Origin of the sequence: Streptomyces ziwulingensis (assembly GCF_039542605.1) — a bacterium.
Taxonomy (GTDB): Bacteria; Actinomycetota; Actinomycetes; order Streptomycetales; family Streptomycetaceae; genus Streptomyces; species Streptomyces ziwulingensis.
In genome coordinates this window covers 185,713-207,372 of sequence record NZ_BAABIG010000007.1, presented here as the reverse complement: position 1 = coordinate 207,372, position 21,660 = coordinate 185,713, and the positions used below count along the sequence as shown (strand labels likewise).

24 protein-coding genes are annotated in these 21,660 nt (G+C 73.8%); 6 read left to right on the top strand and 18 right to left on the bottom strand.

Annotated elements, in window-relative coordinates; genetic code table 11:
* Nucleotide 1 precedes the first annotated feature (1 nt).
* From ABEB00_RS03820 to ABEB00_RS03805, 4 genes are all read right to left on the bottom strand, one after another.
* Entirely contained in the window at nt 2-1,054 is a 1,053-nt protein-coding gene (locus ABEB00_RS03820; protein WP_345617415.1) for an MBL fold metallo-hydrolase, read from the bottom strand.
* Complete coding sequence (locus ABEB00_RS03815) at nt 1,051-2,229, bottom strand: aminotransferase class I/II-fold pyridoxal phosphate-dependent enzyme (protein ID WP_345617414.1); 1,179 nt, start codon at nt 2,227-2,229, stop codon at nt 1,051-1,053. The genes ABEB00_RS03820 and ABEB00_RS03815 overlap by 4 nt, the downstream gene beginning before the upstream one ends.
* Before the next feature lie 159 nt (nt 2,230-2,388).
* Complete coding sequence (locus tag ABEB00_RS03810) at nt 2,389-3,336, bottom strand: hypothetical protein (RefSeq protein ID WP_345617413.1); 948 nt, start codon at nt 3,334-3,336, stop codon at nt 2,389-2,391.
* 162 nt (nt 3,337-3,498) lie between these two features.
* Nucleotides 3,499-4,290: an RNA polymerase sigma factor SigF gene (locus ABEB00_RS03805; RefSeq protein ID WP_345617412.1), complete on the bottom strand. Its 792-nt coding sequence runs from the start codon at nt 4,288-4,290 to the stop codon at nt 3,499-3,501.
* A gap of 423 nt (nt 4,291-4,713) precedes the next feature.
* On the opposite strand from ABEB00_RS03805, the gene ABEB00_RS03800 reads away from it, so the two are divergent.
* The gene (locus ABEB00_RS03800; RefSeq protein ID WP_345617411.1) at nt 4,714-6,507 is read left to right on the top strand and encodes a thiamine pyrophosphate-requiring protein; all 1,794 of its coding nucleotides are present in this window, start codon (nt 4,714-4,716) and stop codon (nt 6,505-6,507) included.
* 88 nt (nt 6,508-6,595) lie between these two features.
* Nucleotides 6,596-7,147: a type 1 glutamine amidotransferase domain-containing protein gene (locus tag ABEB00_RS03795; protein WP_345617410.1), complete on the top strand. Its 552-nt coding sequence runs from the start codon at nt 6,596-6,598 to the stop codon at nt 7,145-7,147.
* Nucleotides 7,148-7,269: 122 nt separating this feature from the next.
* Here the strand turns inward: ABEB00_RS03795 and ABEB00_RS03790 are convergent, their stop codons facing one another.
* Together ABEB00_RS03790 and ABEB00_RS03785 are read right to left on the bottom strand one after the other, a co-directional pair.
* Entirely contained in the window at nt 7,270-7,548 is a 279-nt protein-coding gene (locus tag ABEB00_RS03790) for a DUF6158 family protein (protein ID WP_345617409.1), read from the bottom strand.
* 38 nt (nt 7,549-7,586) lie between these two features.
* Nucleotides 7,587-9,206, bottom strand: coding sequence for an ABC-F family ATP-binding cassette domain-containing protein (locus tag ABEB00_RS03785; RefSeq protein ID WP_345617408.1), 1,620 nt, complete (start codon nt 9,204-9,206; stop codon nt 7,587-7,589).
* A 122-nt stretch (nt 9,207-9,328) separates the two neighbouring features.
* Between ABEB00_RS03785 and ABEB00_RS03780 the strand changes: the two genes are divergently transcribed.
* Nucleotides 9,329-10,837 (top strand): bifunctional phosphatase PAP2/diacylglycerol kinase family protein, encoded by a 1,509-nt coding sequence (locus ABEB00_RS03780; RefSeq protein WP_345617407.1) that lies wholly within the window; start codon nt 9,329-9,331, stop codon nt 10,835-10,837.
* Between the two features lie 89 nt (nt 10,838-10,926).
* Nucleotides 10,927-11,748, top strand: a complete 822-nt coding sequence (locus tag ABEB00_RS03775) for a class I SAM-dependent methyltransferase (protein WP_345617406.1) — start codon at nt 10,927-10,929, stop codon at nt 11,746-11,748.
* A gap of 109 nt (nt 11,749-11,857) precedes the next feature.
* Here ABEB00_RS03775 and ABEB00_RS03770 read toward each other — a convergent pair whose 3' ends face one another.
* The 11 genes from ABEB00_RS03770 to ABEB00_RS03720 all read right to left on the bottom strand — a co-directional run bounded on the left by ABEB00_RS03770 (nt 11,858) and on the right by ABEB00_RS03720 (nt 19,645).
* On the bottom strand, nt 11,858-12,142 hold the full coding sequence (locus ABEB00_RS03770; RefSeq protein ID WP_345617405.1) for a gas vesicle protein K: 285 nt from the start codon (nt 12,140-12,142) through the stop codon (nt 11,858-11,860).
* Between the two features lies 1 nt (nt 12,143).
* Complete coding sequence (locus tag ABEB00_RS03765) at nt 12,144-12,326, bottom strand: gas vesicle protein (RefSeq protein WP_345617404.1); 183 nt, start codon at nt 12,324-12,326, stop codon at nt 12,144-12,146.
* Nucleotides 12,323-13,141: a GvpL/GvpF family gas vesicle protein gene (locus ABEB00_RS03760; RefSeq protein ID WP_345617403.1), complete on the bottom strand. Its 819-nt coding sequence runs from the start codon at nt 13,139-13,141 to the stop codon at nt 12,323-12,325. Before ABEB00_RS03760 ends, ABEB00_RS03765 begins: the two co-directional genes overlap by 4 nt.
* Nucleotides 13,138-13,509 carry a gas vesicle protein gene (locus tag ABEB00_RS03755; protein WP_345617401.1) on the bottom strand — a complete coding sequence of 124 codons (372 nt, stop codon included), beginning with the start codon at nt 13,507-13,509 and terminating at the stop codon, nt 13,138-13,140. The genes ABEB00_RS03760 and ABEB00_RS03755 overlap by 4 nt, the downstream gene beginning before the upstream one ends.
* Nucleotides 13,506-14,729: an SRPBCC family protein gene (locus ABEB00_RS03750; RefSeq protein WP_345617400.1), complete on the bottom strand. Its 1,224-nt coding sequence runs from the start codon at nt 14,727-14,729 to the stop codon at nt 13,506-13,508. Before ABEB00_RS03750 ends, ABEB00_RS03755 begins: the two co-directional genes overlap by 4 nt.
* Nucleotides 14,726-15,388, bottom strand: coding sequence for a DNA primase (locus tag ABEB00_RS03745; protein WP_345617399.1), 663 nt, complete (start codon nt 15,386-15,388; stop codon nt 14,726-14,728). The genes ABEB00_RS03750 and ABEB00_RS03745 overlap by 4 nt, the downstream gene beginning before the upstream one ends.
* On the bottom strand, nt 15,385-15,648 hold the full coding sequence (locus tag ABEB00_RS03740; RefSeq protein ID WP_345617398.1) for a gas vesicle protein GvpG: 264 nt from the start codon (nt 15,646-15,648) through the stop codon (nt 15,385-15,387). The genes ABEB00_RS03745 and ABEB00_RS03740 overlap by 4 nt, the downstream gene beginning before the upstream one ends.
* 5 nt (nt 15,649-15,653) lie before the next feature.
* A complete protein-coding gene (locus ABEB00_RS03735) occupies nt 15,654-16,427 on the bottom strand; it encodes a GvpL/GvpF family gas vesicle protein (RefSeq protein ID WP_345617397.1) in 774 nt (257 codons plus the stop codon).
* Entirely contained in the window at nt 16,424-16,852 is a 429-nt protein-coding gene (locus ABEB00_RS03730; protein WP_345617396.1) for a gas vesicle structural protein GvpA, read from the bottom strand. The genes ABEB00_RS03735 and ABEB00_RS03730 overlap by 4 nt, the downstream gene beginning before the upstream one ends.
* 45 nt (nt 16,853-16,897) lie before the next feature.
* On the bottom strand, nt 16,898-17,380 hold the full coding sequence (locus ABEB00_RS36000; protein ID WP_425586424.1) for a gas vesicle protein GvpO: 483 nt from the start codon (nt 17,378-17,380) through the stop codon (nt 16,898-16,900).
* Between the two features lie 108 nt (nt 17,381-17,488).
* Nucleotides 17,489-19,645: a transketolase gene (locus ABEB00_RS03720; protein WP_345617393.1), complete on the bottom strand. Its 2,157-nt coding sequence runs from the start codon at nt 19,643-19,645 to the stop codon at nt 17,489-17,491.
* On the opposite strand from ABEB00_RS03720, the gene ABEB00_RS03715 reads away from it, so the two are divergent.
* A complete protein-coding gene (locus ABEB00_RS03715; RefSeq protein WP_345617392.1) occupies nt 19,644-20,606 on the top strand; it encodes an LLM class F420-dependent oxidoreductase in 963 nt (320 codons plus the stop codon). The genes ABEB00_RS03720 and ABEB00_RS03715 overlap by 2 nt on opposite strands.
* 70 nt (nt 20,607-20,676) lie before the next feature.
* Here ABEB00_RS03715 and ABEB00_RS03710 read toward each other — a convergent pair whose 3' ends face one another.
* Nucleotides 20,677-21,198 (bottom strand): phage holin family protein, encoded by a 522-nt coding sequence (locus ABEB00_RS03710; RefSeq protein WP_345617391.1) that lies wholly within the window; start codon nt 21,196-21,198, stop codon nt 20,677-20,679.
* A 69-nt stretch (nt 21,199-21,267) separates the two neighbouring features.
* On the opposite strand from ABEB00_RS03710, the gene ABEB00_RS03705 reads away from it, so the two are divergent.
* Complete coding sequence (locus ABEB00_RS03705) at nt 21,268-21,615, top strand: VOC family protein (protein ID WP_345617390.1); 348 nt, start codon at nt 21,268-21,270, stop codon at nt 21,613-21,615.
* Nucleotides 21,616-21,660: the final 45 nt, after the last annotated feature.

Genomic DNA, 21,660 nt, shown 5'->3' with positions numbered 1-21,660 from the left:
GTCAGTCCAGGGTCCGTGAGGCCCCCACCGGCAGGTCCCACAGGTCCTCGCGGGGCAGGCCCGCCCGCCGCCAGGCGGCGCGGACCCGGGTGAGGGGTTCGAGGACCGGTTCGGCGGACAGCACGAAGGTGCCCCAGTGCATGGGCGCCATCCGGCGCGCCCCGAGGTCCTGGCAGGCGCGGACCGCCTCCTCCGGGTCGCAGTGGACGTCGCTCAGCCACCAGCGCGGGTCGTAGGCGCCGATGGGGAGCAGCGCGAGGTCGATGCCGGGGTAGCGGCGGCCTATCCGGGCGAACCAGTGGCCGTAGCCGGTGTCGCCGGCGAAGTAGACCCGCTGCCCGTCGGGGTCGGTGAGGACCCAGCCGCCCCACAGGGTGCGGCAGGTGTCGGTGAGGCTGCGCTTGGACCAGTGGTGCGCCGGTACGAAGTCGAAGCGGACGCCTTCCAGCCGCGCCGCCTCCCACCAGTCCAGCTCGGTGACCCGGGTGAACTTGCGGCGGCGAAACCAGCGGCCGAGCCCGGCCGGCACGAACACCGGGGTGTCGCGGGGCAGTCGGCGCAGCGTCGGCGCGTCCAGGTGGTCGTAGTGGTTGTGGCTGATGACGACCGCGTCGACGGGCGGCAGTTCGTCCCAGGGGACGCCGACGGGGGTGACGCGGGCCGGGGTGCCGATGATGCGGCGGGACCACACCGGGTCGGTGAGCACGGTGAGGCCGCCGACGCGCACCACCCAACTGGCGTGCCCGGCCCAGGTGACGGCGACCGTGCGGGTGTCCACGCGGGGCGGCGGGCCCGGCGCGAACGGCAGCCGGGGGATGTCGGCGAGCCCTTCGGGGCCGGGCCTGATCGCGCCCTCCCGGGCGAACCGGGCGGTGGCCTTCAGACCGGGCAGCGGCGCGGTCAGCCGGTCGTGGAAGGTGCGCGGCCACACCCGGCGCTCGGCCAGCGGGCGGGGCTCGGCGAGCGGCGGGAAGGGCGCCCCGGGGGACGGAGCCGCCGGGACCCGCGCGTTCTCGGCGGGCGCGCCGGTGGCCGGCTCGGACTGCTGCGTCATCGGGGAGACTCCCCTCGCTGGGCATCACGGAGTTCGTCGAGCACCGACTGCAGGGCGTCGGCCGCGGCGGTCAGCAGGGAGCCGGTGGACAGGCGCACGCGCGGTGCCGCGAGGTCGTCGCCGAAGCGGTGGCCGCCGGGGGCGGGCAGGCCCAGGCGCGCGGTCAGGTACTCCTCCAGTTCCTGGGCGTCGCCGACGCCCCGCGCGGCGAGCGCGTCGCGCAGCGGACCGAGGTCGGCGTACAGGTGGCGGCCCGCGCGCGGGGGCAGGGCCAGCGCGCCCGCGCCGACGACGGCGGCGTGCACCTCGGCGGCCACCCGCGCGTGGAGGCGTACGACGGCCGCGCGGTGGGCCAGGAGCGGGGCGGGTTCGGTCAGGGCGTACGCGGCGGCGGCCGTCACCGGGGCGGCGACGCGGGCGCCGAGCGCGGTGAGCACGTCGAGCACGCGCGCGTGGAGGGTGTCCGCGGCGGCCGTCGCGGGGAAGCGGGCGACGGCGGCCGGCCAGCAGGCCGGGAGGTGCGCGCCGGCCAGGTCGGTGACGACGCTGACGTGCTCGGGCAGCATCTCGGCGGGGCCGATCAGCACGCTCTCGCGCGGGTCGTGGACGGTGTCCCGCCAGGTCTCGTCGCTGACGAGGTGCAGGCCCACGCGGGCGGCGGCCTCCACGGTCTCGTAGAGAAGTTCGGGCGGGGCGACGGTGGCGGTGGGGTCGTCGGCGACCGAGAGCACCAGCAGGCGCGGGTCACCGCCCTCGGCGCGGACCCGGCGGACGGTCTCCAGGAGGGCGTACGGATCGGGCACGCCGCCGCAGTCGGCGGGGGTGGGCACGTGGAAGACGCGTCTGCCCAGCAGCCGCGCGTACGGCGCCCACCAGGCGACGCAGGGGCGCGGGACGAGGACGTCACCGCCGAGCGCGGCGGTCAGCGCGAGCAGCAGCGGGGGCGTGCCGGGGGCGGCGGCCACCCGGCTGGGCTCGGTGGGCAGGCCGCGCCGCTCCCAGTAGCCGCAGGCCGCGTCGAGCAGGGCGGGGGCGCCGCCGACGGGGTCCTCGTCGGCGCGGTCCGCGGCGGCGGCGAGCACGGCGCTGAGTTCCGGGGGGACGGGTAGGCCGTCACCGGGGAGCCCGGGCCCGTAGCGGACCGGTCCGTGGCCTTCGAGGGGCGTCCGCCGCATCCGTACCTCCGCGCTGTCCGTGGTCCCGTGCCGCCCGCCCGGCTTCACCGGTCGTGCTCTGCGTACCCAGCGCACGGCCCCGTCATGGCCCCCGCGGGGGATCACGTCGGTCACGGCGGCCGGGACGGGGACGGCGGGCATCGGGCGGGGCGCCGCGCCTCAGCGGTCCCCGGCGCCGTCGCGCAGGCGCAGCCGCAGGCGGTGGCCCGCCGCGCCGAACGAGCCCGCGATCAGGAGACCGCCGGCGACCAGGGCGGGCACGGAGTCGGTGAAGGTGCCGCCCTGGCCCGCGTGCACCCCGTGGGCGGCCGGCGGCCGCTCGCAGGGCTCGCCGTGCGGCACCGGTTCGGGGCAGGGCGGCCGGCTGGTGCAGGGGCCGGCCGGGCGGTCCGGCTCCGGGCAGGGCGGCTCAGGGGTGCAGTGGCCGCCCGGCCGCGCGGGTTCGGGGCAGCGTTTGCCGCCACCCGCCTCGGTCACCGTGATCGTCGCGCTCCAGGGCCGGCCCTCGCCGCCGGGCGCACCGGGGCAGTCGCCGTCGACGGTCCAGGCGGCGTCGGGGCCCACGGCGTCCGGGTCCTCCTCGAAGCTCTCCGCCGAGGCGATCCGGGCGGTGCCGCGATAGGCGGGGCCGGCCGCCCGGTCGTCGCCGCCGGGGACCTTGCGCAGTTCGACGGCGCCGTCCTCGAACGCCTGCGAGACGGCTTCGAGGGCGCCCGGCGCGGGACGGCCCCCGGCCGGGCAGGAGACGGAGACGGTGACGGTGGCCCCCGGGGCGACGGTGGCGGGACTCACCTCGGCGGCCGGCTGCCCGTGGGCGGGGCGCTCCCGGGGGCCGGGCAACTTCCCGGGGGCGGGGAACTCGTCGGCGCCGGAGAACTCCTCGGGAGCGGGCCGTTCCCCGGCGTCGGAGAACTCCTCGGGAGCGGGCCGCTCTCCGCCGTCGGGGAACTCCTCGGGGACGGCCGGCCCGGGTGGTTCCGGGGGTACGCCCGGTTCCGCGAAGCCGGGTGCGGCGCCCAGGCCCAGAACGGCACCGGCGAGCGCTACGGCGGACAGGGCACGGGTGGCACGGCGCACGGAACGGACGGGGCGGGCGGTGCGGCGCATGGGGCGGGCTCCTTCGGCCGGCGGCTGGGGCCGGGCACTCGCGGCCCCTCGGCCATCACAGCCCGCCCGGCGCCGCCGCGCGCGCGGCCCTGAGCCGTTCGGGGGACCGGCGCGCCCGGCCGGGTGACACGCCAGGTTTCGGCCCGCCGTCCCCCGGGTGCCTCAGCCCGCCGGGTCCCGCATGACCTGGGTGCGGACCCGGTCGCAGCTCCGGCTGATCAGGCGGGAGACGTGCATCTGGGAGATGCCGAGCCGCTCGGCGATGCGGCTCTGCGTCATGTCGTCGAAGAAGCGCATGTAGAGGATGGCGCGTTCGCGTTCCGGGAGGGCGGCCAGCCGGTCCCTGACGGCCTCCCGGTCCACGACGGTGTCCAGGGCCGGGTCGGGCGCGCCGAGCGCGTCGCCGAGCGAGTAACTGTCCTCGCTGCCGGGAAGCTCGGCGTCCAGGGAGAGGGCGGTGAAGCTCTCCAGTGCCTCCATGCCCGCCCGGACCTCCTCCTCGCTGAGGTCGGCGTGGGCGGCGATCTCGGCGACGCCGGGGCGGCCGGAGGTGGTCCGGGACAGTTCCTGTCCGGCCCGGCGGACCCGGTTGCGCAGTTCCTGGACCCGGCGCGGCACGTGCAGGGTCCACATGTGGTCGCGGAAGTGCCGCTTGATCTCCCCGGTGATGGTCGGCACGGCGTAGCTCTCGAAGGCGTGGCCGCGCGCGGGGTCGTACCGGTCGACGGCCTTGACCAGGCCGAGGGCGGCGACCTGGCGCAGGTCCTCGTAGCTCTCGCCGCGGCTGCGGAAACGTCCCGCGAGCCGTTCGGCCATGGGCAGCCACGCCTCGACGACCCGGTCCCGCAGGGCGTCGCGCCGCGGCCCGGGGGGCAGGGCGGCGAGTTCCCGGAAGGCGTCGGTGGTGTCGGGGGCGTCGTGGTGGACGTGGTTCGCGCTGACTGTGGTCGGCATGGGAGGCGCCACTCCTCGGAGTGCGGGGTCCTGCCGTCAGGCCGGCACGGCGGCTCGTCCGGGCGGCCGTGAACACGGCCGATGACCGGTGCGAGGCAGCCGGGGCCCGCGCCGCCTGGGAGACGGCGGGCCTCGGGGTGCGGCCGAAGGCGCTGGGCGGGCGCCGGTGTGACGGCACGGCCCGTGGGGGGTCGGGCGGTCACCGTGGGAGCGTGTCCGGGGTGCCGGACGGACGCGCCGCGTGCGGCCCGCCGCCGCTCCCACGGACAGTGCCTCCGGTCCGAAGCACTGTCTTACCGCCTGCCCCGCGAGGACCTCCGCAAACATCCGGGCGGGTTCTCCGGCGGGGCGCGGGGCACTCGTACCGCTGCCGCCGCCGGCACCACGCCGCACGACGCCCTTCGAGGCCCGGGAGGTCCGTACATGAGCGCCACCGTTTCCGACCACGTCCTGCAGCGACTGCGCGAGTGGGGGGTGGACCAGGTCTTCGGCTACCCCGGGGACGGCATCAACGGACTGCTCGCCGCCTGGGGCCGCGCCGACGACCAGCCGCGTTTCGTGCAGTCCCGGCACGAGGAGATGTCGGCCCTCCAGGCGGTCGGCTACGCCAAGTTCAGCGGCCGGCTCGGCGTCTGCGCGGCCACCTCGGGGCCCGGCGCGATCCATCTGCTCAACGGGCTCTACGACGCCAAGCTCGACCATGTGCCGGTGCTGGCGATCATCGGACAGACGCACCGCAGCGCGATGGGCGGCTCCTACCAGCAGGAGGTGGACCTGCACAGCCTGTTCAAGGACGTGGCCTCGGAGTTCCTGGAGACGGTGAACGTCCCCGAACAGCTCCCGAACGTGCTGGACCGCGCGATCCGCACCGCCTGTGCCCGCCGCTGCCCGACCGCGGTGATCATCCCGGGCGATGTGCAGGAGCTGGAGTACTCGGCGCCGACCCACGAGTTCAAGATGGTGCCCTCCAGCCTGGGCCGCGGTTCCTGGACGACCGTGCCGTCCGAGGAGTCGGTGCGGCGGGCCGCGGAGATCCTGAACTCCGGCGACAAGGTGGCGATCCTGGTCGGGCAGGGCGCGGCCGGCGCCCGCCCCGAGGTGGAGCGGCTCGCCGGGCTGCTCGGCGCGGGTGTGGCCAAGGCGCTGCTCGGCAAGGACGTCCTCAGCGACGAGCTGCCGTACGTCACCGGCTCCATCGGCCTGCTCGGCACCCGCCCCTCCTACGAGCTGATGCGGGACTGCGACACCCTGCTGACCATCGGTTCCTCCTTCCCGTACTCCCAGTTCCTGCCGGAGTACGGGAAGGCGCGGGCCGTGCAGATCGACGTCGACCCGCACATGGTGGGGCTGCGCTACCCGTACGAGGTGAATCTCGTCGGCGACGCGAAGGCCACCCTGGAGCGGCTGATCCCGCTGATCGAGGCGGGCCGCGGCCGCGAGTGGTACGACACGGTGTGCGACAACGTCCGGCACTGGCGGGACGTGCTGGAGCGGCGGGCGGCCGTGCCGGCCGACCCGGTCAACCCCGAGTACGTGACCCGGACGCTGGACGCGCTGCTGCCGGACAACGCCGTCGTGACCTCCGACTCGGGTTCCACGGCGAACTGGTACGCCCGGCACCTGACCATGCGGGACGGCATGCGCGGGTCGCTCTCCGGCACGCTGGCCACGATGGGCTGCGCGGTGCCGTACGCGATCGGCGCGAAGTTCGCCCACCCGGACCGGCCCGTCGTCGCCCTGGTCGGGGACGGCGCGATGCAGATGAACGGGTTGTCGGAGCTGATCACGGCGGCGAAGTACCGCGACCGGTGGGAGGACCCGCGGCTGGTGGTGGCGGTCTTCAACAACCAGGACCTCAACCAGGTCACCTGGGAGATGCGGGCCATGGAGGGTGCCCCGTCCTTCCTGCCCTCCCAGGAGCTGCCCGACGTCCGCTACGCCGACTTCGCCCGGTCGCTGGGGCTGACCGGGGTGCGGGTGGAGCAGCCGGAGGAGGTGGAGGCGGCCTGGCGGACCGCGCTGGCGGCCGACGGCCCCGCGGTGCTCGACTTCCGCACCGACCCGGCCGTGCCGCCGGTCCCGCCGCACGCCACCTGGGACCAGATCGAGGCGACGGCGACCGCGGTCCTGAAGGGCGACGCGGACCGGGCGGCGATGGTCCGGCAGGGCTTCAAGGCGAAGGTGCAGGAGTTCCTGCCGGGGCGGGAGAAGAAGTGACCCCGGATTCGGGCAGCACACGCCGGGTACGCGGTGGCCACCCCCGAAGGATGTGGAGGGGGAACACGCCGCGAGGAGGACACGACCCATGCGCATCGCATTTCTGACCGCCCCCGAAGGCGTCGAACAGGTCGAGCTGACCGAGCCCTGGCAGGCCGCGAAGGACGCGGGCCACGAGCCCGTGCTCGTGTCGACGCGGTCCGGCGAGATCCAGGCGTTCGACCACCTGGACAAGGCGGACACATTTCCCGTGGACGAGGTGGTCGGTGAGGTCTCGGCCGACTCGTTCGGCGGCCTGGTGCTGCCGGGCGGCGTCGCCAACCCGGACTTCCTGCGCACCGACGAGAAGGCGGTCGCCTTCGTACGGGAGTTCTTCACCCAGGGGCGCCCGGTGGCGGCGATCTGCCACGCCCCGTGGACGCTGATCGAGGCGGACGTCGTCCGGGGCCGGACGCTGACCTCGTGGCCGAGTCTGCGCACCGACATCCGCAACGCGGGCGGCACCTGGGTCGACGAGCGGGTGCAGGTCTGCGACCACGGCGCGAGCACGCTGGTCACCAGCCGTGAGCCGGACGACCTGAAGGCGTTCTGCGAGACCTTCCTCGCGAAGTTCGCGGAGTACGACAAGGCCGCGGGCTGAAACCCGGCCCGCACGACCGGTCGGCCCGTGCCGCGCCCAGGGGCCGGTCAGCCGCGGGCCCGTCAGGCGCGGGCCGGTCAGCCGCGGGCCCGTCAGGCGCGGGCCGGTCAGCCGCGGGCCCCTCAGGCGTCGGGCGTCGCCGGCTCTCCGCTGCGGCGTTCCCTGGCGCCCTCGCGGGTGCGGCCGGCGGCCACGGGGCGGCTGGGGTTGCGGCGCAGCCACTCGCCCTCCAGGCCCGCCATGCGGTCGTTGTGGGCGCGCAGCGCGTCGTTCGAGCCGTACAGCAGGGTGTCGTGGCGCGTGCGGTGGATGGTCTCCAGCTCTTTCATGAGCTGCTGGTCGTCCAGGCGACCCGGGTCCACTCCGGTCATGGCGCCGTCCCGTGTGTCGTGAGGGTTCATGCCGTCCGGGTACCCGCCCCGGGGCAACCGCCACAGGGTCAGCGGGCGCGCTCGACCCGCCGCTCGTCCCACACCGGCTCCGGCGTCTCACGGACGCGTCCGTCGCTGCCGAAGACCAGGTAGCGGTCGAAGGAGCGGGAGAACCAGCGGTCGTGGGTGACCGCCAGTACGGTGCCGTCGAAGGACTCCAGGCCCTCCTGCAGCGCCTCGGCGGACTCCAGGTCGAGGTTGTCGGTGGGCTCGTCGAGGAGCAGGGCGGTGACGCCCTGCAGTTCGAGCAGGAGGATCTGGAAACGGGCCTGCTGGCCGCCGGAGAGCCGGTCGAAGGTCTGTTCGGCCTGGCCGGTCAGTTCGTAGCGGCGCAGTCGGGACATGGCGGCGCCCCGGTCCTGGGAGTGCTCCTGCCAGAGGATGTCCAGGAGGGTGCGGCCGAGCAGCTCGGGGTGGGCGTGGGTCTGGGCGAAGTGCCCCGGCACGACCCGCGCCCCGAGCTTCCACCGTCCGGTGTGGGCGACGTCGTCGCCGGCCAGCAGGCGCAGGAAGTGCGACTTGCCCGAGCCGTTGGAGCCGAGGACGGCGACCCGTTCGCCGTAGAAGACCTCCAGGTCGAAGGGTCGCATCAGGCCGGTCAGTTCGAGTTTCTCGCAGGTGACGGCGCGCACGCCGGTGCGGCCGCCCTTGAGCCGCATCCGGATGTCCTGCTCGCGGGGCGGCTCGGGCGGCGGCCCGGCCTCCTCGAACTTGCGCAGCCGGGTCTGCGCGGCATGGTAGCGGGAGGCCATCTCATGGCTGACGGAGGCGGCCTGACGCAGCGACAGCACCAGCTTCTTGAGCTGGGCGTGCTTCTCGTCCCAGCGGCGGCGCAGTTCCTCGAAGCGGGCGAAGCGCTCGCGCCGGGCCTCGTGGTAGGTGCCGAAACCGCCGCCGTGCACCCAGGCGTCGGCGCCGGCCGGGCCCGGTTCCAGGGAGACGATCTTCTCGGCGGCGCGGGCGAGCAGTTCCCGGTCGTGGGAGACGAAGAGGACGGTCTTGCGGGTGTCGGCGAGCCGCGCCTCCAGCCAGCGCTTGCCGGGCACGTCGAGATAGTTGTCGGGTTCGTCGAGGAGCAGCACCTCGTCGGTGCCGCGCAGCAGCGCCTCCAGCACCAGCCGCTTCTGCTCACCGCCGGACAGGGTGCGCACCAGCCGCCACTGCGCCTTCTCGTACGGCATCCCCAGCGCGGCCGTGGTGCACATGTCCCACAGCGTCTCGGCCTCGTACCCGCGGGCCTCCGCCCAGTCGGCGAGCGCCTGCGCGTACCCGAGCTGGGCGGCCTCGTCGTCCACGGTCAGCAGGGCGTGCTCGGCGGTGTCCACCGCGCGGGCGGCCTCCCGGATGCGGGGCGGGGCGACGGAGACCAGCAGGTCCCGGACGGTCGTCTCGTCGCGCACCGCGCCGACGAACTGCCGCATCACCCCGAGGCCGCCGCTGACGGTGACACCGCCCTCGTGCGGCTTCAGCTCGCCGGAGAGGATGCGCAGCAGGGTGGTCTTGCCGGCTCCGTTCGGTCCGACGAGGGCGACGACGGCGCCCTCCCCCACCCGGAAGGAGACGTCGCCGAGGAGCGTCCTCCCGTCGGGCAGGTGGTACTCCAGGTGCGCTGCTTCGAGGTGGCCCATGGAGCCGATTGTGCGGGCGGCCGTCAGCCGCGGGCAAACCCATTCACCCGGCGACCGGCGCGGCGGGCCGGTCGTGGCGCGGCACCGGGCAGGAAAGGGCGTGCGCAGGGTAATGGGGAGGCATGAGTCCCGACGTTGACTTCACCGCCCTTCCGGTCCCCGGCCCGCACTCCTTCCGCGACGGTTTCCTGCGGCTGGACCACCGCCTGTTCGAGGCGGTCGCCACCCGGCACTGGCCCGGCGGCGACCGGGTCCTGCCCCGGCTGAGCCGCAGCGCCAACCACGGCGTGCTCTGGTTCGCCGCGGCCACCGCGGTGGCCGCCTCCCGCACGCCGCGGGCCCGCCGGGCCGCCGCCCGGGGCATCGCCTCGCTCGGCCTGGCCTCGCTGGCCATCAACACCCTCGGCAAGCGCTCGGTGCGCCGGCCCCGGCCCGTCCTGGACCCGGTGCCGCTGGTGCGGCAGCTCAAGCGGCAGCCGATCACCACCTCCTTCCCGTCCGGGCACGCCGCCTCGGCCGCCGCCTTCGCCACCGGGGTCGCCCTGGAGTCCCCCGGCTGGGGCGCGGCCGTGGCCCCGGTGGCCGCCGCGGTCGTCCTCTCCCGGGTCTACACCGGTGTCCACTTCCCGAGCGACGTGGTGGCCGGCGCGGCCCTCGGGGCGGGGGCCGCCTTCGCCGTACGGGGGCTGGTGCCCACCCGCGCCCAGGCGACCCCGCCGCCGCGGCCGGTCGCCGAGGTCCCGGCGCTCGACGGGGGCGAGGGGCTGGTCATGGTGGCCAACATCGCCTCGGGCACCTCCGACCGGGTGCGGGCGCTGTGCGACGCGCTGCCCCGGGCCGAGGTCGTCGAGTGCGAGCCGGCGGACGTGCGCGAGGAGCTGGAGAAGGCGGCGGGCCGGGCCCGGGTGCTGGGGGTGTGCGGCGGGGACGGCACGGTGAACGCGGGGGCCGAGATCGCCCTGCGCCACGGGCTGCCGCTCGCGGTGCTGCCGGGCGGCACCCTCAACCACTTCGCCTACGACCTGGGCGTGGAGGACGTCCGGGCGCTGTGCCGGGCGCTGGAGCAGGGCGAGGGGGTCCGGGTGGACGTGGGCCGGTTCACCTCCGGAGCGCGCGGCGGGATCTTCCTCAACACCTTCAGCCTCGGCGTCTACCCGGAGCTGGTGCGGGAGCGGGAGCGCTGGTCGCCCCGGATCGGCGGCTGGCCGGCCGGGCTGCTCGCGGTCGTGCGGGTGCTGCGGGCCGACCGGCACCCCCTCCAGGCGGAGGTGGGCGGCCGCAACCGCCCGCTGTGGCTGCTGTTCGCGGGCAACGGGATGTACCACCGCATGGGGCTGACGCCGGGCCGCCGGCAGGACATGGCGGACGGCCGGCTGGACGTGCGGGTGGTGCACGGGGGACGGCGGCCGGCGCTGCGGCTGCTGTCCGCCGCGTTCGCCGGGCCGCTGACCCGCTCCCCCGCCCACGCGGCCGTGCAGGTGAGCCGGCTGCGCCTGACCGGGGTCGCGCCCGGCACGCTGCTGGCCTTCGACGGCGAGATCGCGGAGACCGACGGTGACCTGACCCTGGAGAAGCTGCCCGAGGCGCTCACGGTGTACCGGCCGCTGCCGGCCGCCCGCACCCACGACTGACGGGCCGTCATACCGCATGGTGATATGGGGGTCTCAGCATTCGGCACGCGCGCGTACGGTGATCCCAGCCTTCGGAGAGGGGATCAGCGATGTCGAGGTCGCAGGAGACCGCCGTCTACACGCACGGGCACCACGAGTCCGTGCTCCGCTCGCACACCTGGCGCACGGCCGCCAACTCGGCCGGGTATCTGCTCGGCTCGCTCAAGCCCCACATGAGGATCCTGGACATCGGCTGCGGTCCGGGCACCATCACCGCCGATCTGGCGGCGCTGGTCCCGGACGGGCACGTCACCGGCGTCGACCGGGCCCCGGAGATCCTCGACCGGGCCCGCGCGACGGCCGCCGGGCGCGGTGTCACCAACATCGACTTCGCCGTCGCGGACGTCCACGCCCTGGAGTACCCGGACGACACCTTCTGCGTGGTCCACGCCCACCAGGTGCTCCAGCACGTGGGCGACCCGGTGCGGGCGCTGCGTGAGATGCGGCGGGTGACGAGACCGAACGGGTTCGTCGCCGTCCGGGACTCCGACTACGGCGCCATGACCTGGTTCCCGGCGAGCGCGGGCATGACCGACTGGCTGGAGCTGTACGGCAGGGTGGCCCGCGGCAACGGCGGCGAACCGGACGCCGGGCGCCGGCTGAAGGCGTGGGCCCTGGAAGCGGGCTTCGCGGACGTCACCGCGACATCGAGCACCTGGACGTTCAGCACCGGCGAGGAACGGGCGTGGTGGAGCGGCCTGTGGGCGGAGCGCACGGTGGCGTCCGAGTACGCCGCACGGGCCGTGGCGGGCGGCCACGCCACCGAGGCGGAGCTGCGGGCCGTCGCCGCGGCCTGGCGGGAATGGGGAGAGCGCCCGGAGGGCTGGTTCAGTGTGCTGCACGGAGAGATCCTGTGCCGCAAGGAAGTCTGAACCCCGGCTTCGGGGGCTCCAGTGGGGGACACACCGCAGCACGGGGGTTTCATGAGACCCGCGGGTCTCATGAAACCCCCGTGCTGCGAGGCCGGTGGGTGTGCGCGGGTCAGTCCCTGGGCAGCAGGGGGCCGAGCGGTCCGAGGTCCAGGTTGAGGTCCTCGGGCTTCAGGCCGTAGCGCTCGCGCAGTTCGGTCATGCGCTCCTCCAGCAGCATCAGGGTGAGCCCGACGCGCTCCTCCTGCTCCTCGCTGAGGTCGCCCTGGTCGAAGCGGCGCAGCGCCTGGCGCTCCATGAGCTGGCGGAGCAGCTCCACCACGGTCAGGACCAGCTTGATCAGGTCCCGCTCGACGGTGTCGGGCTCGAACTCGATACGTCCTCGGCGTTCGCTCACGTCAGTCCCCCCACGGCGACGGGACGTTCTCGTTGACCGAGCTGATCAGCGCGTTGAGGTCGATGCGGACCAGGTCCACGTCCGCGATGCGCAGCGTGATGTCCCCGGTGATGACGACCCCGCCGGCCAGCAGCCGGTCGAGCAGGTCCACCAGGGCGATCTCCCGGCGTTCGACGACGGTCACGACCCCTCCCCCGCGCCGCGCTCGTCCGCGCCGCCGCCGTCCGCGAAGGAATAGGCCGCCCAGGGTCCGGTGAGTTCCACGCGGATTCCCGGCACGTCGTCCTTCGTACGGTCCACCGATTCGACGAATTCCTCGGAGAGGTGCCGCGGCACCAGATAGGCCGCGTTGAGGACGTTGCGCCCCGAGGCGCCGGAGAGCGCGGGGTTCTGCGGCTGGTGCAGCCGGGAGTCGTCGGCGTGCGCGGACAGCGTCCCGTGCAGTCGGCCGGCGAAGTCCTCGGCCCGCCGCCAGACGTCCTCGCTCGCCCGCGTCCGCATGCTCCTGCGGCGCAGGTAGTCCCGGCCCGAGGCGGGCCGGTCGGCCGGCGCCGCCGCGGCCCCGCCGGTCCCGTTCCCGGTTCCCTCCCCGGCGGCGGGGTCGGTCTCGACGTAGACCTTGACCCCCCACTCCACCCGGTCGTGCAGCCGGTCGAGCGTGCGCAGGAACGCCTCCTCGCGCTCCTCCATCATCACGCGGACGCCGCTGTCGTCCCGGAAGACCGTGGCCATCCGGAGCGGCAACGGCGTGGTGACCGCGGTGAGCGCGTCGATCACCTGCTGGTGGGCGCGGGCGGTCGCCGACAGCCAGTCCAGGTCCTCCAGATGGGACCGCAGCGGCTCCTCGGCGAAGTCCGCCTCGGGCACATGACTGACGACGGCGACCAGCCCGCGGTGGCGCAGCACCCGGGGCGGATCGCCCGCCACACCGGTGAGCTGGGACTGCAGGGCCGCGTCGAAGGGGCGGCAGACGGCGTACACGTACCGCAGACCGGTCATGTCGCCTCCCGCCCGCGCTCGCGGCCCCGCTCCAGCGGTGCCCGGCCCTCTTCCAGCGGCTCGCGGCCCCGCTCCAGCTCGGCGAGGCGCTCGCGCAGTTCCTCGTTCTCCCGCGCGAGCTCCTTGTGCCGGGCGTTCGAGGAGAGCGCGGGGTCGCTCTCCCACCAGTCGATGCCCATTTCCTTGGCCTTGTCGACAGAGGCGACGATGAGCCGCAGCTTGATGGTCAGCAGCTCGATGTCGAGCAGGTTGATGCGGATGTCACCGGCGATGACGACACCCTTGTCGAGCACCCGCTCCAGAATGTCGGCGAGATTGGCGCTCTGTCCCTGGCCATAGGGGTCGGGCAGTCGGCTGGGAGTGGTCATCGACGGCTCCCCTGCTCCGCGTACTCGTCGTCCTTGTCGTCCGCGCGGTGCGCGTCGGCGTCCTCGCCCGGCTTGCCCTCCTCCTCTGCCTCCTCGTCGTACTCCTCGTACTCGGCCTCGGGCTCCTCGTCCGGCTCGGCGTCCTCGTCCGGCTCGGCCTCCTCGTACTCCTCGTCCTCGGCGTACGGGGCGTCCTCGTCCTCCTCGGCCTCGTACTCCGCGTCGTCCGCGTCGTCTTCGAGGTTCTCGGCGTCCTCGGCGTCCTCGTGCAGGTCGTCCGGCTCGCCGGAGTCCTCGCCGTCGCCGTCGCGGCCCTCCCGCTCCTCCAGCTCCGCCTGCTCGCGCTCCTCCTCCTCGATCGCGTCCTCGTGGGTGCGCACCACCTCGCCGTCGCGGATCTCACCGCGCCAACTGTCGGAGGCCTCGCCCTTGAGCGTGATGAAGCGGACGTAGTTCTTCAGGTCGAGCCGGGCCCGGCGGCCCTGGGCGCGCCAGATGTTGCCGGTCTTCTCGAACAGGCCCTTGGGGTAGTACTCGATCACCAGCAGGACGCGGGTGAGCCGGGGGGCCAGCTCGTGGAAGGAGACGACGCCCTTGGTGGTGCCCTTGGCGCCCTCGGAGCTCCAGGAGATCCGGTCGTCGGGGAGCTGCTCGGTGGTCTTCGCCTTCCAGCTCCGGTTGGACCAGAAGACCTTGAGCTGCCAGTCGGAGGTGGTGTCGTCGGCGCGGTTCGCGCTCTTGACGCCCTTGGCGAAGGTGCTGAAGTCCTGGTACTGCGTCCACTGGTCGTAGGCCGTGCGCAGCGGCACGCCGACGTCGACGTACTCCAGGATGACGGTCGGCTTCTTCCCGCCGCCCTTGCCCTTGCCCTTTCCGCCGAGCCCCTTGAACGCGCCGACCACCTTGTCCTTCATGCGGCCGGCGCCCAGTTCCAGCGCGGTGCGCATCGGGCCCTTGCCCTCGGCGATCTTGCGGCCGCCCTCCAGGGCGAGCTTGGCGAAGCCGGGGCTGTTGCCGTCCGCGATGTCGTTCAGTTTGCCGGTGGTCTCGCCGAGCTTGTGCCCGACCCCGACCAGCATGCGCTGGGCCTGGGCGGCGAGGTACGTCTGCACCTCGGCCTTGAGACGGTCGGCGGCCTCACTGCGTGCCAGGTCGGAGAGGGGGTTGCTCTTCGCCGCCCCGCCGGCCGCCTTGGCCGCTGACCCCACGGTCTCGGTCATCGTTCACCGCCGCCCTTCGGCAGTCCGCGAGCGGCGCCCTGGGCGGTCTTCCGCGCCGACTGCGTCCTCTTGGCCGCCGTCTTCTTGACGGGGGCCTTGCGTTCGGCGGTCTTCTTGACCGCCGCCTTCCTCACGGGCGCCTTCCTGGCGGGCTCCCGCTCCCCGGAGTCCTCGGAGTCGTCGGCCTCGGCCGGCCGGCGGCCACGCGGGCGGGGCCGCCGTTCGGGCTCCTCGTCCTCCCGGTCGTCGCGCGCGTCGCGCTCGTCGTACTCCTCGTCGTCGTGGTCGTCGTACTCCTCGTCGTCCTTCCGCCCCCGGCCGGCGCCCGGGACCTTGGAGACCACACCCGAGAGCTGGTCCTGGACCTGGGCGGTACGGCCGTGGAGGCGGTCGGCGAACGCGTTGATCTGGCGCTCGACCAGGGCGCCGGTCGCCGCCTTGCCGACTCCGCTCATGTCCTGACGGAGCTGGTCGCCTATCTCCTTGAACTGCGGGTTGTTCTGCAGTTGGCCGGAGACCATTTTCGCGATCCCCTGCGGGGTCAGGTTCAGCTTCTTGCCCGCCACCATGGTGCCCACGGCGACCGCGAATTTCAGTTTCTTCGTGCGTCCGAGCAAATAGCCGGCCCCTACCGCGAGGCCCAGTCCCACTCGATTCATGGTGTCGTCCCGTTGCCCGTTCCCGCGCCGTTGCGCGAAGCGACTTCCAGCCGGTCCAGGAGTTCGTCCTCCTGGACGTCGAATTCCTCCTCCGTGATCTCTCCGGCCTCCAACTGCTGCTCCAAGCGGGCCAGTTCGGCCCGCACGGTGGCCGGGTCGTAGTAGATCCGCTCGGCCTCCTGGAGTACCTGTCGGATGGCCCAGGCGCCGCCGCGCACCGGTGCGAGCGGCAGCAGCAGCACCTCCGAGATCAGGCCCATCTCTCTCACCCCACTCCGGTGTCGGCCCCTTGCGCGAGGGCGCCCGCGGGCTCGGCGGGGCCGGGCTCGACGAAGCTGTACGGCGGCAACGGGCCGTTGACCCGCACCTCCAGGTGCGGCAGCTCGCGGCGGGCCTGTTCCACCGCGGCCAGGAAGTCCTCGGCCGTGTCGCGGGCGACCAGGAAGGACACATTGGCGAGCCAGCCCGTCGAGTCGGGTCCGACGCTGATGGCGTCGGCCGCCGGCTCCAGGATCTGCTGGACGGCGGTGGCGTCCTCGGCCTCACGGGCCTGGACCGCCGCGGCGACCAGCTCACCGAGCTGGATCTTGCTTTCGTAACTCCCGCCGCCGGACTGCCGGTTGGACTCCGCGAGGGCGCGGATCTCCGGGCTCTCGGCCATGACGTGGTGCAGCACGGCCTCCTCGACGTGGGTGGCCTTGATGTTGTACTCGACCCGGCCGTCCAGCGCCCGCAGCCGCTCCTTGTAGTGCGCGGCGCGCTCGGCGAGCACCCCGGTGACCGACTTCTCGTCGGGGGCGACGCTGCCGAACCGCATCGGCAGCACACAGCCCTCCGCGCCGGCCTCGCTCAGCACGTTCTGGTGCGCGAGCAGGTCCTTGCGCTTGGGCCGCAGGTTCTCGGGGGCGTCGCTGACGACGGCCGCCAGGTCGCCCTCGGTGAGCACCCGCACCGGGCGCGGCGGGTCGCCGACACCGGCCAGGTCCTCGGGGAGCGCGGGGTGTGCGCTCGAGGTGATGCCGTAGACGTACGTGCTCACTCCTGCTCCTCCTTACGGCGCGAGGTGGTGGTCCTGCGGGCCCGCGGGCGGGACTCGGTCTCGCCGTCGCCCTCGCGGGCCTGCTTGAAGGCGTCGGAGATGGTCTCGGCGGCGCCGGACAGGGCCCCCTTGGACTTGCCGCGGGCGCCGGACTCGGTCATCTTGCCGACCAGGTCGGGCAGGCCCGGGTCCTTGCGCGGCCCGGCCTCCAGGTCGAGGCGGTTGCACGCCTCGGCGAAACGCAGGTAGGTGTCGACACTCGCGACGACGACACGTACGTCGATCTTCAGAATCTCGATGCCGACCAGGGACACGCGCACGAATGCGTCGATGACGAGCCCCCTGTCCAGAACAAGCTCAAGCACGTCGTAGAGGCCGCTGCTGCCGCCTCCGCCGCCGGACTGCTGTGCCGGTACGACACTCATGCCGGACGTCCCTCCTTCTGTTCGGGTGCGATGTACTGACGGCGGCTAACGGCCGCCGGGCCTGCGCGAGTCGGACCGACCGCGTTCGTAGCGGCGGACCCGGCGGTAACCGGTGAGCTGGCCCTCGGAGTCGAGTTCCACCTGGTAGGTCGCCATCAGGCTCATCGTGTCGGGCACGCGCTCGAGTTCGAGGACCTCGACCTCCAGCGCCCAGCCCTCCTCCGTCTTCTCGAAGGACGACACGGACTCGGCGACCATCCCGGTCAGCTCCGCGAGCTGGCCACGCGCCTCGCGCAGTACCTCCATCGGCCGCGGCCGACGGTCTGCCTTGCTGTTGTCATCGGTGCTGCTGTCACCGCTGTTGCTACTGCTCTTGTTGCTCGTGCTGCGGCTGTTACTCGTGCTGCGCCTGTTTTTTGTGGTGCTGTCGGTGTTCTCGTTGTCGTCCGCAGGCTCGTGAGCATCCTGCGACCTACGTGAACTCTGTTGTCCAGGTTGCGAGTCAGATGTGTTTTTCGTGTTCGTCATGGCCACCTCTCCCTCCGTGTGGCCGCAAGTGTGTTCGCCAAACCTCCACGAGCGCATGCATCTGTCCGGGGCGGTTCATGATCCCGGCCGAGCGGCCGGGACCGTCGCTCACGCCACGATGACCTGCTCCACCAGCAGCCGCGCGGCCGTCGCGATCGAGTCGGCGTCGATGCCGGCGGCGTGCAGTTGCTCGTCCGGGTCGGCCGATCCCGGCATGGTGCGCACCGCGAGCCGCACCAGCCGGGGCACGGGGCCGCCGTCGGTGAACGCGTCCAGGACCGCGTCCCCGAGCCCGCCCTCGGGGTGGTGGTCCTCCACGGTGAGCAGGCAGCCGGTCTCCTCGGCGGCCCGGCGCAGGGTCTCGCGGTCGACGGGCTTGACCGAGTACAGGTCGATCACCCGGATCCGGATGCCCTCCGGCTCCAGGGCGTCGGCGGCGGCCAGTGCCTCGGGCACGGTGACACCGGCCGCGACGACCGTGAGCCGGTCGGCGTCACTGGAGCGCAGTACCTTGCTGCCGCCGACGGGGAACTCCTCGTCGGGCCCGTAGATCACCTCGCTGCCGCCGCGCGAGGTGCGCAGGTAGCGGACGCCCGCCAGGCCCACCGTCGCGGCGAGCAGCTTCGCGGTCTGGTTGGCGTCGCACGGGTAGAGCACGGTCGAGCCGTGCACGGCCCGCATCATCGCCAGGTCTTCCAGACCCATCTGGCTGGGCCCGTCCTGGCCGATGGCGACACCCGCGTGGGAGCCGACCAGGTTGATGCCGGCGCCGCTGACGGCGGCCATCCGCACGAAGTCGTACGCGCGGGTCAGGAAGGCGGCGAAGGTGGTGGCGTAGGGCACCCGGCCGCGCGCGGCCATGCCGACGGCGGCGGCGACCATCTGCTGCTCGGCGATGTAGCACTCGAAGTAGCGCTCGGGGTGCTCCTTGGCGAAGTACTCGGCGCGGGTGGAGTCGCCCACCTCGCCGTCGAGGGCGACGACGTCGCTGCGGGCGGTGCCGAGCGCGGTCAGCGCCCGGCCGAAGGCGTCACGGGTGGGGACCCGCTCGCCCTTCTCCCACCGGGGCAGTTCGAGCTGCCCGGAGCCCGCGGAGTGCAGCGAGCGGGTGGTGGGCGGTTCCTGGACGCGGACCCGGATCGCGCGGGTGCCGCCGAGTTCGGCGATCGCCTCGTCGGCGTCCTTCAGCGGCTTGCCGTGCAGTCCTTCCCGGTCCTCGGCGTCCGCCACGCCCTTGCCCTTGAGGGTGCGGGCCAGGACGGCGATGGGCCGGCCCTCGGTGGCGAGCGCTTCGGCGTAGGCGCGGTCGACGGCGTCGACGTCGTGGCCGTCGACCTCGACGGTGTGCCAGTCGAAGGCGCGGAAGCGGCGGGCGTAGGCGTCGAGGTCGTGCCCGTGCCGGGTCTCGCCGCGCTGGCCGAGCCGGTTGACGTCGACGATCACGATCAGGTTGTCGAGGTGCTCGTGTCCGGCGTGCTCGGCGGCCTCCCAGACCGACCCTTCCGCCAGCTCGCTGTCCCCGCACATCACCCATACGCGGTATCCGGTGCGGTCCAGCCGCTGCCCGGCCAGCGCGATGCCGACGCCGACCGGCAGTCCCTGCCCGAGCGAGCCGGTGGCGGTCTCCACCCAGGGCAGCCGCCGCGGTGTGGGGTGGCCCTCCAGCCGGCTGCCGAGCCTGCGGAAGGTGAGCAGTTCCTCGTCGTCGATGACGCCGGCCGCCTTGTAGGCGGAGTACAGCAGCGGCGAGGCGTGTCCCTTGGAGAGGATGAAGCGGTCGTTGCCCGGGTGGGCGGGGCGCTCGAAGTCGTAGCGGAGGTGGTGGGCCAGGAGTACGGCCATCAGGTCGGCGGCGGACATCGACGACGTGGGATGCCCGGAGGCCGCCGCGGCGGCGGCGCGCACGCTGTCCACGCGGAGCTGCTGTCCCAGTTCGACGAGTTCCTCGGTGTTCATGGGTCTCCTTCTGCGGGGTCGCTGTCGTGCACGGTCTGCCCGTCGGGGACGACGCGGCCCGCCCTCGCCGGAGACACCCCTCCTGTCCGGGGCCGCGGTCCGAGGCGCCGGTCCGAGGCCATCTGTCCGAGGCCACCCGTCCGAGGCCGTCGCCCACCTCGTGAGCCTTTCGCGTCCCCCCGGCGGGGGCGGCCAAACGTGGGCAACCGGTCCGTACCACCGGTTTCCGGCCGCCCGCCCGGGTACCTGGACCTGACCACGGACCCGTCCCCTCCCGGACCCGTCCCCTCCCGGAAGGCAACCCCCCATGCCCGAGTACGGCTATTTCCTCTCGTGCGAGCAGTACGGCCCGGCGGAGCTGATCGAACAGGCCCGGATGGCCGAGCAGGCCGGGTTCCAGGCGCTGTGGATCTCGGACCACTACCACCCCTGGAACGACGAGCAGGGCCAGAGCCCCTTCGTGTGGTCGGTGATCGGCGCGCTGGCCGAGGCCGTGTCCCTGCCGATCGAGACGGCGGTGACCTGTCCGACCGTGCGGATGCATCCGGCGGTGGTGGCGCAGGCCGCGGCGACCAGCGCGGTACTGACCGGGGGCCGCTTCCGGCTCGGGGTCGGCTCCGGCGAGGCGCTCAACGAGCACGTCGTCGGCGGTCCCTGGCCGCCCGCGCCCGTGCGCCTGGAGATGCTGGAGGAGGCGATCCAGGTGATCCGCCGGCTTCTCACCGGCGAGGAGGTCAACCACCGCGGCGCCCACTACACGGTGGAGAACGCCCGCCTCTACACCGTCCCGGACCAGCCCGTTCCGATCGACGTCTCCGGCTTCGGCCCGAAGGCGACCGAGCTGGCCGCCCGGGTGGGCGACGGGTACATCACGATGATGCCGGACGCCTCGATGGTGGAGCGGTACCGCGCGGGCGGCGGCGCCGGAAAGCTCGTCAGCGGCGGTACGAAGGTCTGTTACGACACCGACGCCGACCGGGCGGTCGCCACCGTGCACCGGCTGTGGGCCAACGAGCTGCTGCCCGGTGAGCTGGGCCAGGTGCTGCCCTCCCCGAAACACTTCGAGCAGGCGCAGACGCTGGTCACCGAGGACATGGTCCGGGAGAACCGGGTCTGCGGCGCCGACACCGACGCGCACGTCGCCGAGCTGAGGAAGTTCGCCGACGCGGGCTTCGACCGGGTCTACGTCAACCAGATCGGCCCCGACCTGCGCGGCTTCTTCGACCTCTACCGCACGAAGGTGCTGCCGCAGCTTCAGCGGGCGGCCTGATCCGGCACCCGGAAGGCGGGGGACGCGACCGGTGTCGTGTCCCCCGCCTTCTCGTACGGGTGTGCCGGTGTCAGGCGCGGTCGTGCGGGGTCTCCTCGGGGCCGAGGCCGTCCGGCCGGGGGCCGGCGGCCCGTCCGGCGGCGCCGGGCACGGTGGGCGTGCCGGGGGCGGTGGGCGTGCCGGGGGCGGTGGGCGTGCTCGGCGGGTACGGCAGGCCGGCGCCGCCGCCCGGTGCGCCGGGCGCGGTCCCGCCGGCCGCGGTGCCGTGGCCGGCGGCGGGCGCGTGCCCGGTGCCCGGACCGGACGGCCGGGCCGCGCCGCGCAGCAGATAGGCCGCGACGGCCAGCAGCGCGGCCGTGATCAGCGCGGCGGCCCAGCCGGGCAGCACGAGGGCGAGCGCCAGCCCCACGGCGAGTGCGACGGCCGCGCCCGCGTACAGCGCGGTGGCGCCGGACGCGGCGTACAGCGCGGCCTTGCGGCGCTGCTTGCGGGTCTGCTCGCGCAGTTCGTCGCGGATGGTCTCGCGCGCCACCTGGGTCAACTCGTCGACTAGGTGCCTGTCCAGATGCTCCAAGTGTTCCAAGCGGTCCATGGCTGCCGGATACCCGCTGCCCGGCCTTCCATGGGCGGCCGGTCCGGGTCACCAACTAGGCTCGCCCGTATGAGCATTCTGGGAGCCACACTGCGCATCTGTGTCGACGACCTGGACAAGGCGATCCCCTTCTACGAGGGACTCGCCGGCGGCCCGGCCCAGCGTTTCGAGCGGGCCGGCGTCCAAGCCGCGGCCATCGGCTGCTTCTTGCTGATGAGCGGGCCCGAGACCGAGCTGGAGGTGCTCCGCAAGATCGTCGCGACGATCGCCGTGACCGACGTCGAGGAGACCGCGCGGAGCCTGGCGGCGCTGGGCGCCGACATCATCGCGGGACCCGTCCCGACGCCGGTGGGACGCAATCTGATTGCCCGTCACCCCGACGGCTCGGTGTACGAGTACGCCGACCGCCGGGCCTGAGGCGAGGGACCGCCAGCCCGCCGGTCCCTCGGTCCCTCGGTCCCG